Origin of the sequence: Asprobacillus argus, from assembly GCF_032248395.1 — a bacterium.
Taxonomy (GTDB): domain Bacteria; phylum Bacteroidota; class Bacteroidia; order Flavobacteriales; family Flavobacteriaceae; genus Polaribacter; species Polaribacter argus.
The window spans coordinates 343231-358792 of the sequence record NZ_JAVTTO010000004.1 but is presented as its reverse complement, the minus strand read 5'-3'; the positions used below and the strand labels follow the sequence as shown (position 1 = coordinate 358792).

Annotated in this window: 17 protein-coding genes and 1 other RNA gene; 10 read left to right on the top strand and 8 right to left on the bottom strand. The window is 35.0% G+C overall.

Annotated elements, in window-relative coordinates:
• Positions 1-34: 34 nt before the first annotated feature.
• Positions 35-133, bottom strand: an RNA gene (gene ffs, locus RQM59_RS11920) — signal recognition particle sRNA small type.
• Positions 134-313: 180 nt separating this feature from the next.
• On the opposite strand from ffs, the gene RQM59_RS11915 reads away from it, so the two are divergent.
• From RQM59_RS11915 to RQM59_RS11895, 5 genes are read left to right on the top strand one after another with little or no spacing between them, the layout of a single operon-like run.
• Positions 314-841 (top strand): DUF4199 domain-containing protein, encoded by a 528-nt coding sequence (locus RQM59_RS11915; RefSeq protein ID WP_349242343.1) that lies wholly within the window; start codon positions 314-316, stop codon positions 839-841.
• A 56-nt stretch (positions 842-897) separates the two neighbouring features.
• Positions 898-1854 carry a glycosyltransferase family 2 protein gene (locus RQM59_RS11910; protein ID WP_349242342.1) on the top strand — a complete coding sequence of 319 codons (957 nt, stop codon included), beginning with the start codon at positions 898-900 and terminating at the stop codon, positions 1852-1854.
• A gap of 30 nt (positions 1855-1884) precedes the next feature.
• A complete protein-coding gene (locus RQM59_RS11905) occupies positions 1885-3594 on the top strand; it encodes a phospho-sugar mutase (RefSeq protein ID WP_349242341.1) in 1710 nt (569 codons plus the stop codon).
• On the top strand, positions 3595-5421 hold the full coding sequence (locus RQM59_RS11900) for an ABC transporter ATP-binding protein (RefSeq protein WP_349242340.1): 1827 nt from the start codon (positions 3595-3597) through the stop codon (positions 5419-5421).
• Positions 5421-6428, top strand: a complete 1008-nt coding sequence (locus RQM59_RS11895; RefSeq protein ID WP_349242339.1) for a glycosyltransferase family 4 protein — start codon at positions 5421-5423, stop codon at positions 6426-6428. Before RQM59_RS11900 ends, RQM59_RS11895 begins: the two co-directional genes overlap by 1 nt.
• Here the strand turns inward: RQM59_RS11895 and RQM59_RS11890 are convergent.
• Genes RQM59_RS11890 through RQM59_RS11860 form a run of 7 tightly spaced genes read right to left on the bottom strand, consistent with a single transcriptional unit; the run spans position 6418 to position 12046 of the window.
• Complete coding sequence (locus RQM59_RS11890) at positions 6418-6822, bottom strand: nuclear transport factor 2 family protein (RefSeq protein WP_349242338.1); 405 nt, start codon at positions 6820-6822, stop codon at positions 6418-6420. The genes RQM59_RS11895 and RQM59_RS11890 overlap by 11 nt on opposite strands.
• A gap of 5 nt (positions 6823-6827) precedes the next feature.
• A complete protein-coding gene (locus tag RQM59_RS11885) occupies positions 6828-8249 on the bottom strand; it encodes a CCA tRNA nucleotidyltransferase (RefSeq protein WP_349242337.1) in 1422 nt (473 codons plus the stop codon).
• A gap of 3 nt (positions 8250-8252) precedes the next feature.
• The gene (locus tag RQM59_RS11880) at positions 8253-8816 is read right to left on the bottom strand and encodes an L-threonylcarbamoyladenylate synthase (RefSeq protein ID WP_349242336.1); all 564 of its coding nucleotides are present in this window, start codon (positions 8814-8816) and stop codon (positions 8253-8255) included.
• Positions 8817-8822: 6 nt separating this feature from the next.
• Positions 8823-9473, bottom strand: a complete 651-nt coding sequence (locus RQM59_RS11875; RefSeq protein WP_349242335.1) for a class I SAM-dependent methyltransferase — start codon at positions 9471-9473, stop codon at positions 8823-8825.
• Between the two features lie 10 nt (positions 9474-9483).
• A complete protein-coding gene (locus tag RQM59_RS11870; RefSeq protein WP_349242334.1) occupies positions 9484-10470 on the bottom strand; it encodes a glycosyltransferase family 2 protein in 987 nt (328 codons plus the stop codon).
• A complete protein-coding gene (locus RQM59_RS11865) occupies positions 10467-11222 on the bottom strand; it encodes a glycosyltransferase family 2 protein (RefSeq protein WP_349242333.1) in 756 nt (251 codons plus the stop codon). The genes RQM59_RS11870 and RQM59_RS11865 overlap by 4 nt, the downstream gene beginning before the upstream one ends.
• 8 nt (positions 11223-11230) lie before the next feature.
• Positions 11231-12046, bottom strand: coding sequence for a 2,3,4,5-tetrahydropyridine-2,6-dicarboxylate N-succinyltransferase (locus tag RQM59_RS11860; protein WP_349242332.1), 816 nt, complete (start codon positions 12044-12046; stop codon positions 11231-11233).
• Positions 12047-12199: 153 nt separating this feature from the next.
• Here RQM59_RS11860 and ruvX point away from each other — a divergent pair, with 153 nt between their 5' ends.
• From ruvX to RQM59_RS11835, 5 genes are all read left to right on the top strand, one after another.
• Complete coding sequence (gene ruvX / locus RQM59_RS11855; protein ID WP_349242331.1) at positions 12200-12610, top strand: Holliday junction resolvase RuvX; 411 nt, start codon at positions 12200-12202, stop codon at positions 12608-12610.
• Positions 12611-12679: 69 nt separating this feature from the next.
• Positions 12680-13267 (top strand): peptide deformylase, encoded by a 588-nt coding sequence (def, locus tag RQM59_RS11850; RefSeq protein ID WP_349242330.1) that lies wholly within the window; start codon positions 12680-12682, stop codon positions 13265-13267.
• On the top strand, positions 13268-13690 hold the full coding sequence (locus RQM59_RS11845) for a DUF5606 family protein (RefSeq protein WP_349242329.1): 423 nt from the start codon (positions 13268-13270) through the stop codon (positions 13688-13690).
• Entirely contained in the window at positions 13691-14470 is a 780-nt protein-coding gene (gene mazG / locus RQM59_RS11840) for a nucleoside triphosphate pyrophosphohydrolase (protein WP_349242328.1), read from the top strand.
• Entirely contained in the window at positions 14470-15555 is a 1086-nt protein-coding gene (locus tag RQM59_RS11835; protein WP_349242327.1) for a glycosyltransferase family 4 protein, read from the top strand. Before mazG ends, RQM59_RS11835 begins: the two co-directional genes overlap by 1 nt.
• Positions 15556-15562: the final 7 nt, after the last annotated feature.

Here is a 15562-nt window from a genome sequence, read left to right as displayed (position 1 = left end):
AGCAACGAAGTGATACGAAAATATCGGGTACAAAAAATGGCAAGCTACCTACATCACACCGCTACGACCTAATACCCTTGCTGCGTTCCCGCCCTGGGGGATTCAAAGGGAGCTGGTTGTGTAGGACTTGCCGCTGCAAATTTACAACCTATTTTTATTTTGGCAATTAAAATTTTATCAATTTTTCTGTAACATTTCTAATGGTTTGAATACTAATTAATTGTTTTTATGGCACTAGAAAACTGTAATCGCAGTAAAGTGCTAAAAATGAAATGAATATATTTGTATAAATAACTAACTAAATTTTAAAAAGATGGAAAACCAAGCATCAAGTAAAAGTGTAATTCTTAATTATGGATTATATTATGGGATTGTAGCAATACTCTTTAGTGTCATTATGTACGCACTGAATATGCATTTAACGACTACTGGAGGTATCATAAATCTAGTTGTAATAGGTCTATTACTAATCGTATTCCCTATTTTAAGTATTTCCAAATTCAGAAAGAATAATGGAGGACTTTTGTCTTGGGGGCAAGCCGTGAAAATCGGTATCGGTGTGGTTATACTTGGAACCTTAATTAGCATTATTTATAATCATATTTTCACTGGTTTAATTGAACCTGATTTTTATAACCAAGTTACAGAAATTCAAAGACAAGCTTTAGAAGAGGCTGATTTATCTCAAGATGTTATAGACTCACAATTAGAAACTCAAGCTGCATTCCAAGGAACTATTTTAGGTGATGCAGTAGGGATCGTATTTTTCGCATTCTTAAGCTTTATTGTATCAGCCATAGCAGGTGCCGTAATGAAAAGATCTGAGGATGAACAATACTAGATTCGCTTTTGATGTGTTAAGATATTGAGTATCTTTACACACTAAATAAATGACATATGAACATATCGGTAGTAATACCTTTATTGAACGAAGAAGAATCGTTACCAGAATTATATGATTGGATTGCATCTGTGATGCAGTCCAATCAATTTTTATATGAAATTATTTTTATTGATGATGGAAGTACAGACAATTCCTGGAAAATTATTGAGGAATTAAGTGGTAAACATACATCAGTAAAAGGAATTCGCTTTCAAAAAAACTATGGAAAATCTCAAGCCCTAGACGCAGGGTTTGAGTTAGCACAAGGGCGCGTGGTAATTACAATGGATGCAGATCTTCAGGATTCTCCTGATGAAATTCCAGCATTATACCAATTGATTACCGAGGAAAATTTCGACCTTGTTTCTGGTTGGAAAAAGAAAAGATATGATAGCGTAATTGCTAAAAATTTACCTTCAAAACTATTCAACTGGGCAGCAAGAAAAACATCGGGATTAAAACTACATGATTTTAACTGCGGATTGAAAGCTTATAAGAATGCCGTGGTAAAAAGCGTCAAAGTAAGCGGCGAGATGCATCGCTACATTCCAGTGTTAGCAAAGAATGAAGGCTTTACTAATATTGGAGAAAAAGTAGTACAACATCAAGCACGAAAATATGGCGAAACTAAATTTGGAATGAACCGTTTTGTAAATGGTTTTCTCGATTTGATCACCATTTCTTTTTTATCAAAATTTGGTAAAAGGCCCATGCACATCTTTGGTCTTTGGGGTACCCTTATGTTTGTCTTCGGATTCTTATCCGCAGCATACATTGGTGCCATGAAGCTGTATAAGTTATCGGCAGGGTTAAAAACAATTTTAATAACCGACAATCCTTGGTTCTATATTGCTTTGACATGCATGGTTCTAGGGACACAGTTATTTTTGGCCGGCTTTATCGGAGAGCTGTTGATCAAATCAAGAAATAAGGAAAAGCATTACGCTATTAAAGAGAAACTCAATTTCTAAATCCGTAAATTTGTAGACTTTTTTTAAGCAATGAAAGAAATTTTAGACAAAGCAAAAGTTTGGCTTTCGGATACGTTTGACACCGAAACTCAACAAGAAATACAACAATTAGTAGACAGCCAATCAGAAGATTTGGCGGATCGATTTTATAAAGATTTAGAATTCGGAACTGGCGGAATGCGTGGTATTATGGGTGCTGGAACCAATCGTATTAATAAATATACTTTAGGGAAAGCCACGCAGGGATTGAGCAATTACCTGCACAAAGCATATCCGAATCAAGATATTAAAGTAGCTATTGCCTATGATTGTAGACACAATAGCGATACCTTTTCAAAATTAGTAGCAGATGTATTATCTGCAAACAATATTCAGGTGTATGTTTTTGAAGAGCTACGCCCTACCCCAGAATTATCCTTTGCAGTAAATGAATTGGATTGTCATGCTGGAATTGTATTGACGGCTTCTCACAATCCGCCAGAATATAACGGATACAAAGTATATTGGACTGATGGTGGACAGATTGTTCCTCCACAAGATAAAGGGATTATAGATATTGTAAATGACCTGGCATATTCAGATATCAATTTCAATGCAAATGAAGAGCTTATCTCTTATGTAGGTGCTGAGATCGACGAAACTTTTTGGAATGCCTCATTACAAAGCGGAACCTTTGATGTTAAAGGACGTACAGATCTAAAAATTGTATTTACCTCATTGCATGGAACTTCTATTAAGTTGATTCCAGAAGTACTGAAAAGGGCTGGGTATACCCAAGTACATATTGTTAAAGAGCAAGAAGCTCCAGATGGAGATTTCCCAACAGTGAAATCGCCAAACCCTGAAGAGCCAGAGGCTCTGGAAATGGCAATGAAATTGGCAGAAGAGATCGGTGCAGATATCGTTTTAGGGACGGATCCTGATAGTGACCGAATTGGTATTGCCGTTCGTAACACCTCCGGTAATATGCAATTATTGAATGGAAACCAGGCCATGAGTTTAATGACCGATTTCTTGATCAAGCAATGGAAGCATGACGGAAAGATTAACGGTAACCAATTTATTGGTTCAACCATTGTTTCTACAAATCTGGTGAATGACATTGCAGCAGGCTATGGTGTAGAAACCAAAATAGGATTGACAGGATTTAAATGGATCGCTAAAATGATCAAAGATTTTCCTGAGCTCGATTTTATAGGAGGCGGAGAAGAAAGTTTTGGATATATGGTAGGTGATTTTGTGCGAGATAAAGATGCTGTTACTTCAGCATTACTTGCCTGTGAAATTGCCGCAGATGCGAAAGCAAATGGCAGTTCTTTTTACCAAAACCTAATTGAACTCTATACAAAGCACTCTTTTTACAAGGAGCATTTGATCGCTATTGTAAAGAAAGGAATGGAAGGAGCCGCTCAAATCAAACAAATAATGGTAGATCTAAGGAGTAATCCTTTACAAGAAATTGATGGTTCTAAAGTAACATTCGTGTGCGATTATCAGTCGTCTATTCAAAAAAATCTGATTACAGGTGAAGAAGCAATTATGGACATTCCAAAATCCAATGTGTTGATCTATCATACTCAGGACGGAACCAAGGTTGCAGCAAGACCAAGCGGTACCGAACCAAAAATAAAATTCTATTTTAGCGTAAAAGCGGGATTAGACAATGCAAGTAAAGCTATCCAGGTCGAGCAAGAACTGGATGCTAAGATTCAACGTATTATAAAAGAGATGCAACTATAAATGGTATATTTTAAAAAAATACTGCGCTACGCCCTACCCTATAAGAGGTTTGCCTTTTTAAATATATTCTTTAATATTTTTTATGCCATCTTTTCTGCATTGTCATTTGTAGTATTGATGCCCTTTCTAAAAATTATTTTCGATAAAGAACGAGCGATTACAAAAATAAAACCAACCTATCAAGGTATTGAAGAACTAGACAACTACTTCAATGAATACTTTAGCTATTCGGTATATAAAATGGTAGGTGATGACAAAGGAGATATTTTAATTGCCGTTGTTCTATTAATCATTACTGTTTTTATTCTAAAAAACCTGTTTAGTTATCTAGGGTTTTACTTCATCACTTTTCTAAAGAATGGAGTTCTAAAAGACATTCGTAATGATATGTACGCCAAGACTGTTTCTCTCCCTGTATCTTACTTTACTGAAAAAAGAAAAGGAGACATCATGGCTCGTATAGGCTCTGATGTGCTTGAGGTGCATTATTCCTTTTTATCCATTTTGGAATTGATCTTCAGAGATCCATTGATGATTATCGTTACCATTGGAATCATGCTAATCTTAAGTGTAAAGTTGACCATATTTGTTTTTGTTTTCTTACCCGTAGCAGGATTCTTAATCAATGTGATTGGTAAGAATCTAAAAAAGACTTCAGACAAGGTTCAAAAAGAGCAAGGAGTATTTCTATCTCTTCTAGAAGAAACATTGTCTGGCTTACGAGTAATCAAAGGTTTTAATGCTGAAAAAGTATTTAAAAGTGTCTTTGGCCGTTCTACTTCAAGATTTGAAAAGCTATCAAACAAACTTTTGATTAGAACACAACTAGCGGGTCCTGTAAGTGAAATATTAGGAATCGCTGTTATCTGTGTTTTAATATGGTACGGAGGATCGTTAGTACTCGTTGAAGAAGCAATGACAGGTGAATCTTTTATTGCTTACATAGCTCTAGCATATAATATCATCACTCCTGCCAAATCTATTTCTAAAGCGAGTTTTACCATCAAAAAAGGGAATGCAGCAGCTGAAAGAATTTTAGAGATTTTAGAAACGGAAGATCCTTTAAAAGACAGCCCAAACGCCATTGAGAAAACCAATTTCAATTCGGAAATAGAATTTAAAAACATCTCTTTCAAGTACGAAGATGATTATGTTTTAAAAGATTTTTCATTGAAGGTTCCTAAAGGAAAAACAGTTGCTCTGGTGGGACAGTCAGGAAGTGGAAAATCGACTTTAGCGAATCTAGTCACACGCTTTTATGATGTGAATGAAGGAAGTATCACTATTGATGGTAAAAATGTCAAAAATATTTCTAAAAAATCACTCTTAGGGTTGATGGGAATTGTAGCACAAGACTCTATCCTATTCAATGCTTCTGTAGCTGAAAATATCAAATTAGGGAAACAAGATGCTACCATCGAAGAAATAAAAAAAGCTTCTGAGATTGCTCATGCTCATGAATTTGTAAAAGACCTTCCCAAACAATATGACACCAATATTGGAGATAGTGGAAACAAATTATCTGGTGGACAGAAACAGCGTTTATCAATTGCTCGAGCGGTTTTAAAGAATCCTCCGATTATGATCTTGGATGAAGCCATGTCTGCATTAGATACTGAATCTGAACAAATCGTTCAAGTTGCTTTGGAAAACATGATGGAGAACAGAACGTCTTTAGTAATTGCACATAGACTTTCTACCATTCAAAATGCAGATAACATTGTGGTATTGAAGAAAGGTGAAATTGTAGAACAAGGAAAACATGAAGAGTTACTTGCTAAAAAAGGGGAATACTTTAAGCTCGTGACCATGCAATCTTTAGCCTAATGTTTAAAGAACAGCTCATATTTAATCTTTTATATAAATGGAAATATTTGTTCGCCATCTTGCGAGCAAAATTTTTAAAGAAAGACGAGATTTCAGATGTATCGTCGATTACCTATGTAGCTCGAGAGGCCGACAAAGATTGGATCTTTGGAGCTAAGGTTCGACGTTTGGCAACCTTTTCTGGATTAGATGCCGCACCGTATTTTCATGATCGTTTACGTGACTTACCAGATTCTGATGGTTATTTCTTTGTATTTCATCAATATTTCTACAGGGCGATGCGTCACAACCCTCAAATCTTAAATAAAAAGAACATTGTGATGTTTACACACCCGCATTGGTCATTTTCTTTTTCTAAGACGCATGTGATCTGGTGTTTAAATAAAGCCGACAAAGTCATTTGTCTCAACTCTAATGTTCAAAAAGAGCTGATTGCAGCGGGATTACAAGCTGATAAAACGGAGTTGATACATATTGCTTCCAATCCTGACTTCTTTTATCCTCATGACCGTAAGACAGGTTCTGTAGGATTCTGTAGTGCTTTTGGTGATCGTAAGAACCCTGAGATGGTTTTTAACCTGGTGAAACATATGCCCGACAGACATTTCTATATGATAGGAAGGTACTGGGATCAGTATGAAAAATATGAAGAACTTATCGCATTACCAAACTTCACCTATTTTGATAATGAAGAGTACGAAAAGTACCCAGATTTATACAATAAAATAGACATCTTTATTTCCCCTTCTACATTAGAAGGTGGTCCAGTTCCTGTATTAGAAGCCATGTTGTCTAATTGTTTTCCTATTGCTTCTAAAACTGGATTTTGTCCTGATATCATAGACCATGGTAAAAATGGTTTCTTATTCGATATAGATGCTTCTTATAAAGAAGTAATGACCCTTATTGATGAGGCTGACACTAAAGATATTGATGTAAGAGCAACTGCACTACCCTACTCATGGGAAAACTGTTCAAAAAAATTGGATACCTTGTTCAGTGCGTAGACTCTCTTTTTTGATACTCAGCTAGTATTTCGCCCATTTTTTGATGAATTAGGTTCATCGCCTTTAATGGCCTAATCATTACTTTAAAGTCAATAATTTTCCCTTCTTTATCCCAGGTAATCAGGTCAATACCATTGATAGTAATTCCATCGATAATAACTTCAAATTCTAAAAAGGTTTCAGTTTCGTTGACCACCTCTCGAGTATACACAAACTCTTCAGATAAAAATACCTGTAGAGCTGCCGATAAATATAGATAGGTCATTTTCTTTCCCTTCTGAGGCGAATGAACCACAGGTGAATGAAAAATAACATCCTCTGCCAATATCTCTTTGAGCAGCACTACGTTTTTTGTAGCGACAATGTCATGCCATGTAACAAGGTTATGATTCATCCCTTCTAGATTTGTTTTAATCCTAACGATTCTCCTTTTTTTAGCATAAATTCAAACGAAGCTTCGTATTCATTCGGAATTTCCCCATCTAAAATGGCATTTTTAATCGCTTCCTTGATTTGGCCAATTTCCCTACATGGTTTCAGATTGAATGTCTTCATAATTTCTTCTCCACTTACGGGAGGTTGAAAATTACGAACTCTATCTCGCTCTTCCACTTCCTTGATCTTTTCACGTACCCGTTGAAAATTCTGATGGTATCTTTTAAATTTCTTAGGGTTTTTTGTGGTAATATCGGCTTCGCATAACGTCATTAAACTATCAATATCATCACCCGTATCAAATACCAAACGTCTTACGGCTGCATCCGTAACATCAGTAGCTAAAACAATAGGTCTAGAACTTAACAGCACCATTTTCTGAACAAATTTCATTTTGTTGTTCAGCGGCATTTTTAAACGTTTAAATAATTTGAATACCATCTTAGCACCCACAAACTCATGGGCATGAAACGTCCAACCTACTTTTTTGTCAAATTTCTTGGTAGGAGCCTTTCCTATATCGTGCAATAACGCCGCCCATCTCAGCCATAGATCCTCCGTATTCTCGGAAATATTATCGACCACTTCTAACGTATGGTAAAAGTTGTCTTTATGTTTTTGCCCTTCTACCTCCTCTACTCCTTTTAAAGCCATTAACTCTGGAAGTATTTGTGGTAATAATTTTGTTTTCTCCAGTAGCAAGAACCCTACAGAAGGCACCTTGGATAGCATGATCTTGTTTAACTCATCTACAATACGTTCTCTGGTGATAATCTTTAACCTATCTGCATTCTTGGCAATGGCTTCCAACGAATTTGCCTCAATTTGAAAATGTAGTTGGGATGCAAAACGAATGGCTCGCATCATACGTAAAGGATCATCGGAATAGGTTATATCAGGGTCCAAAGGTGTTCTTATGATCTTATTGTTCAAATCCTGTACTCCATTAAACGGATCTAATAATAGACCAAAATCATCGGCATTCAAACTTATCGCCAATGCATTAATGGTGAAATCTCTTCTGTTCTGGTCATCTTCGAGTGTTCCCACTGTTACTTCAGGATTTCTACTGTCTTCAGAATACGATTCTTTTCTTGCACCCACAAACTCAATTTCCAAATCTTTGTATCGCAGCATGGCCGTTCCATACGTCTTAAAAACTTGCACTTTCGGTTTATTTGGAAGCAATGATGCTACTTTTTTAGCCAATTCTATACCGCTTCCGACAGCAACTACATCAATATCCTTGGCCGTTCCTCTTTGTAACAAAAAGTCACGCACAAAACCTCCAATTACATAACTCTTGATTTGTAATTGTTTGGAAGCATCAGAAATTACGGTAAATATCTTTGCCTTTACAGCTTCTTTTAAATATTGATCCTGCATATATTAAGCTCTTATCACTTCTACATCGTCTCCATGTATACGTACAATGGTCGACGATTTATCTGTGATTTTTTCACGCTCCAAATTTACTATATAATCTGCGCCTTCCAAAATAGATGCATCAATTTCGGAAAAAGAAGTTGGTGTGCCATAGCTGCTCAGATTTGCCGATGTAGAAACAATTGGTTTGCCAAATTCTTCAATCAATTTTGTACAAAATATATGTTTCGGAATTCGAATAGCAATAGAATTATCAATGGCAACTGTATTACCTGCTAAACCAGAAGGATTCTGGTAAATGATGGTTGTTGGTTTTTGACCGTTTTTAATGAGTTCTATTGCTTTTTCAGGTATTTCTCGAATATAGCTTTTCAACATATCTAAAGAGCTTACCAAAATAACGAGGCTCTTACTCTCTTCTCTATTCTTGAGTGCATAGATCTTTTGTACAGCATCGGGATTTGTGGCATCACAACCAAGACCCCACACGGTATCCGTTGGATACAAGATCACTCCGCCATTACTTAACTGAGCTATTGCATTCTTTATTTCTGTATCGAAAAACATTAAAAACTAAGAATCTTTCTTTGTAACTGTAGCATATTGCATGTAAAACATGTCTAACTGAGAACCTAAAAAAAGGATATTGAAAAGCACCGCAAAAGGGAAATAGAACAATGATTTTGTCGCATTAATTCCCTTCATCTTTTGAATAGAATACCCACATTCCTCGTACATTCTTTTAATGCTTTTCTTTGTAAAGAATCGAAAGTGAGTTCTATCTAAAATAAGATCATCTGTATACTTCCAATCTCTTTTAAAGATCATTTTAAAAAGATTCTTTGCATATCTAACATTAGGAATAGAAGTTACTAGTACTCCGTCTTTTTTAAGTTTAGACTTTAGTTTTACAATATCATCCCATGGCTCTAGTAAATGCTCAATCACATCATTCATAATAATGACATCAAAATAATCATCAGGAAGCTCGTCCAATTTTTCATCTATGGTACCAACAATGACTTTGAATAATTTTTCTTTTGCTCTTTCTGCAGAAGGCTCATAAGGTTCCACGGCCCAGGTTTCATTCTGTTCATTAGCAAGCTGTGCGGAAAAATTACCCTCTCCACAACCAATTTCTAAAATATGTTTTGCTGATTTAGGAATGAAAGCCATCATTTCTGGCCTTACATTCATATAATATGCATCCTTTTTTGTGCCCATGTATACGATATCAATAATTCAAACTCCTCTTACTCAACCAAGTTCCTTTAAACAAAGCTTTTATATAATACTTTACCAATTTTAGATATATGTTGAGAATAAGGCGCAATTTAGGGATAAAAAAGAAAATGAGTCCAACGATCCCTAAAACAGTTTTAAATATAATGTTGCTTAAGACCAATAATAATTGACTCAAAAATCGATCTATACCTTTAAAATGATTGTTTATATAAACATGCTTTGATATTAATACTTCTGTCTTTGTGATAGAAGCTGTCTTTACATTAATTCTGGAGGCTCCACCATGATTGTGAATAATTTCTACATCCTGTAACAATGCTATTTTTCCATTTGCTTCTTGTACTCTTTTACAGATATCCACGTCTTCATAATACATCCAATAATCTTCATTCCAACCTTGGATCTGATCAAACCATTTACGGCTCATAAAAACAACAGACCCCGAAACCCAATCTGGGTATATCATGGATGCATGCTTATCATATTGTTTCTGAATTTTTTGCTGATTGCCTTTTTTATAAATTGCTCTAGTCAACCCAAACAATGTAAACAAACTTGGAAATAGTCGTTCTGTTTTCTCATAGCTTCCGTTATGATTCTTCTGATGACATGAAACTATGCCAACTGTATGATGTAACCTAGCAAAATCCAATAGTTTATGTATAGCATCTTCATTGGCAATGGTGTCTGGGTTTAAGAAAAACAGGTATTCTCCTTGTGCATGTTTTGCTCCAAAATTACATCCATTGGCAAAACCATTGTTTCCAATATTTACTTTGAAATTAACATTGGGAAACGCTAAGCTAAATGTATCTAACATTCCATCATTAGAATGATTATCTACAACAATTATTTCAAACGAAAAAACCTCAGACTGAATCGTCTTAAATGCTTCTAAACAATTTTTTAAATGACGCCAACTTTTATAGTTTACAATGATTATTGAAACATCTGTATTTGATGGCTTTTTTGTCATTCTTTTCTTTTCTTTTGTTTTAAGGCCCAGAGCTTTATATATCTTACCAATACGCCATATGATAATGCATACGATAAAACAAACCCTCTAAAGCCATCTAAAAAGCCTAATTTAATAAAATAATGTTTTATAAATCGGGCCAAAGGTTTTATGATCAAATGAAATGGAGTAATAATTAATCCTCCTTCGAACAATTCTTCTGATTTCAAGGTAGAATGGAGATTCAACTTTGCAATATATCGGTCAAATCCAATATAGGAATAATGTAATATCCTATGCTCTAGAATTCCTAATTTTCCTTGTGTCTTTATCTTCTCATGAACTTTACCTTCGTACCTGCAATACTTTTTATTGAAAAGTCTAACAATCTTATCATTCTGTGTACCACTATATCTCAAAGCTTTTTCCTTAAAGAAAAACGTTCTGTACACATAAAAACCTACATGATCTCCAGGATTTTCGACACTATCAATGATTTCATTTCGAAGCGCTTCATTTACAACTTCATCCGCATCTAACCATACAATCCAGTCATGACTAGCATGATCGATCGCATAGTTCTTCTGATTTGAAAAATCGTCAAATTTTCGTTGTAAAAGTCGGGCTTTTGTTTTTTCAACAATACTTACCGTATTATCTGTGCTAAACGAATCGATGACAATAATCTCATCTGCAAACTCCACAGATTTTAAAGCATTTTCTACACGTTCTTCCTCATTAAGGGTCGGTATGATCGCAGTTATCTTTTTCATAGCTATTTCTAAACGGCAACATCGTATTCACGAAGCGCATCGTTTAAAGAGGTTTTTTTATTAGTACTTTCTTTTCTTTTACCTATAATCAAAGCGCAAGGTACATTATATTCTCCAGAAGGAAACTTTTTGGTATAACTACCCGGGATAACCACTGATCTTTCTGGAACTGCTCCTTTCATTTCAACTGGATTTTCTCCCGTAACGTCAATGATTTTTGTACTCATAGTTAACACTACGTTCGCTCCCAAAACAGCTTCCTTACCTATTCTTACCCCTTCTACCACAATACATCTTGAGCCAATGAAAGCGCCATCTTCAATAATTACTGGGGCCGCTTGTAATGGCTCTAATACTCCTCCAATACCTACTCCACCAGAAAGATGTACATTTTTACCTATCTGAGCACAACTACCCACAGTAGCCCAAGTGTCTACCATTGTTCCTTCATCTACATATGCTCCAATATTCACATAACTAGGCATTAAAATAGTACCTGGAGAAATATAGGCTCCATGACGTGCTACAGCATTAGGAACTACTCTAATTCCTTTTTCTTTAAAGTTTTTTTTCAGCGGAATTTTATCATGATACTCAAAAATACCAGCTTCAAGCGTTTCCATTTTCTGAATAGGAAAATACAGCACAACCGCTTTTTTAACCCATTCATTAACTTGCCATCCATCTGATGTTGGCTCGGCTACACGTAAATCACCCGAATCCAATAGGTCGATCACTTCTCTAATTGCATTTATGGTATTCTCTTCTGATAATAAAGCTCTGTCTTCCCAGGCTTTTTCTATGGTATTTTTTAACAAGTTCATCTATTTTTAATTAATATAACCTCAAGAAAGGTTATTTATTTTATCGAAACGCAAAGATAAAATGCAAATCATTATTTCGCTACTAAGATACATTTTTAAACAGATATAGATAGGTTGTTTAAAATGCCTATTTTTGACCCAAACTTTGACTCAATGGCGCGAATTATTGCCTTAGATTTTGGAAAGAAAAGAACAGGCATTGCAGTTACCGATGCACTGCAAATCATCGCATCTGGATTAACCACTGTAGAAACATCGGATCTTTTATCTTTTTTAGAAGACTATTTTAAAAAAGAAAAAGTAGCGCTCATACTAGTAGGAAAGCCAAAGCAATTAGACAATACAGATAGCGAGAGTGAAGCACTTATTATTCCTTTTATAAAAAAACTAGCAGTTAGATTCCCTTCAATCCCTATTAAAAGAGAGGATGAACGATTTACTTCGAAAATGGCTTTTCAAACCATGATTGACAGTGGATTGAATAAAAAACAACGAAGAAACAAAGCACTAGTAGACGAGATAAGTGCTACCATAATCTTGCAATCTTATTTATATAATAAGTAAGATTAAAGTTTCCTTCCATTTACTGGCTAATTTTGTACTTTTGCGACTTTAATAGATGATACAAATTATATGATTTTACCTATCGTTGCTTATGGTGATCCCGTTTTAAGAAAAGTAGGGGAAGAAATAGATAAAGATTACCCAAACTTAAAGGAACTTATCGCAAATATGAAGGAGACAATGTACAATGCCCAAGGTGTTGGTTTAGCAGCTCCTCAAATTGGAAAGGCTATTCGTTTGTTTCTAATAGATGCATCTCCGTTTGCCGAAGATGAAGAGCTAACAAAAGAAGAGCAAGACTCTTTAAAAGATTTCAATAAAGTATTTATCAATGCTCAAATTATTGAAGAGGAAGGTAATGAATGGGCTTTTAACGAAGGATGTTTAAGTATTCCCGAAGTAAGAGAAGATGTTTTTAGACAAGAAAAGGTAACTATTAAATATCAAGATGAAAATTTTGATACGCACACCGAAACATTAACTGGATTAGCAGCACGTGTTTTTCAGCATGAATATGATCATATAGAAGGTATCTTGTTTACCGATAAACTATCCTCATTAAAAAAGAGAATCATTAAAAAGAAATTAGAAAATATATCAAAAGGAAAAATAAACGCAGGATATAGAATGCGTTTTCCAAAACTTAAAAAAAGATAAATGGAATTTAGTAAAATTATAGCCGTAACTGGAAAACCAGGGTTATTTCAAGTAGTATCTCAAACGAAAACTGGATTGGTTGTTGACTCGTTAGTGGATAAAAAAAGGTTTCCTATAACCTCTACACAAAATGTTAGCTTGTTGGAAAACATAGCGATCTATACCTATGAAGAAGAGGTACCTTTATTGAACATTTTTAAAACGATGTACGAAAAAGAGGAAGGCAAAGAGACAATAAGTCACAAAGAAAGCAGCAATACATTAACTTCTTATTTTGCTGAAATTCTACCTGATTATGACGATGAGCGTGTATATACTTCTAACATTAAAAAAGTGATTCAATGGTATAATATTATGGTGAAAGCAGGAATTGATTTTTCTACGATTGAAGTTACTGAAGAAGAAAACACAGAAGAAGTATAAATGAATTCTAGAGCACAGCAGTTACAAGCATTCGATCGTTTGTTAGATATCATGGATGACCTTCGGGAGAAATGTCCGTGGGATAGAAAACAAACGCTAGAATCTTTGCGTCATCTTACTATTGAAGAGACGTATGAATTAGCTGATGCTATCTTAGATAATGATCTTAATGAGATCAAAAAAGAGTTGGGTGATGTACTCCTTCATATTATTTTTTATGCAAAGATAGGTTCAGAAAAGAAAGCTTTTGACATTGCAGATGTGGCCAATGCTATTTCTGATAAATTAGTAGATCGACATCCACATATTTATGGGGATGTTGTTGTCGAAAACGAGAAAGAAGTGCAACAAAATTGGGAAAAACTGAAGCTTAAGGAAGGGAAAAAATCTGTTTTAGAAGGAGTTCCAAAGAGCTTACCTGCTATCGTAAAAGCGAATAGGATTCAAGACAAAGTTGCTGGAGTTGGTTTCGATTGGGAAGAACCACGTCAAGTTTGGGAAAAGGTTCAGGAGGAGTTATCTGAGCTGAACACCGAAATTGAACATGGAGATCAAGAAAAAATAGCTTCCGAGTTTGGAGATGTATTATTTTCTATGGTAAATTATGCTCGTTTCATCAATGTGAATCCAGAAAATGCGCTGGAGAAAACAAATAAGAAGTTTATTAAAAGATTTCAATACTTGGAGGAAGCAGCTAAAAAAGAAGGTAAGGCATTATCTGACATGTCTTTGACAGAAATGGATGTTTTCTGGAACGAATCTAAAAAGCACTTCCGTTAATGAATGTGCTTTTTGTCATAAATGGAAATGAACCTTATGTTTCTCAGCAAGCTCAAATAGAGCTTATTTCGGGATTACAGAAAAAAGGAGTATCCATTTTGGTTATTGGAAATATCTTTGGTGAGGTAGAGGCTAATTTCAAATCCTTACGACTTCCTTTCTTACGAGTATTCCCTGAAAAAAGAATCGATAGAAATTATATTAAAACGTTCAAAAAAATACTTACAGAACATAGTATAGAGCTCGTACATTTTATTGATGGGAAGTCCAGTAGAAGTGGTTTGATCGCCTTGAAAGGTACTACTATAAAAGTAGTGAACTACTTTGGCTCTACAAGCTTACATTGGTATGACCCTAGCTCTTATTTAACATATTTGCATCCAAGAATAGATGCTATTATTGGAAACAGCAATCATGTTTATTCGCATGTAAAAAATCAATTATTTGGTAAAAACAAAGGGAAAGCCGTTCGTATTTTTAAAGGATACAGTTCGAAATGGTTTGATAAAGTAGAACCTTTTGATTATTCAGAATTGAACATCCCAAAAGATGCCATTAAAGTATGTTTCGTAGGAAATCACAGAAAGGTGAAGGGAACACGCTACTTTTTAGAATCTTCCTATCATTTGTCTTCTAAAAAAGAAATTCATCTTATTGTTATCGGAGAGGATACTGATAAATATCCTCTGAATAAGATTACAAAGAAGAGCCCCATTTCGGAAAGGATTCATATTCTTGGCATCAGAAACGACGTTGTTTCATTATTAAAGGGTTGCGATATCTATGTACAAACGTCCCTAAATGAAGGGTTCGGAAGAGCTATAAGTGAAGCTATGTCTGTGGGAAAACCAATTATTATGACAGATGCCGGAGGATGTACAGAACTAGTAGATGAGCAAAGTGGCATTATCACTCCTTTGAAAGACTCAAGGAGTATTGCCAAGGCCATCTCTAAATTAGCTGATGATGATACCTTAAGAATGACTATGGGGGAAAAAGCTAAAGAGCGTATTGACTCCGTATACCATATCGACAATACAGTCAATGACACTTTAAATCTTTACAGTAGATTGCTCAAAAAATAAGAGTTCT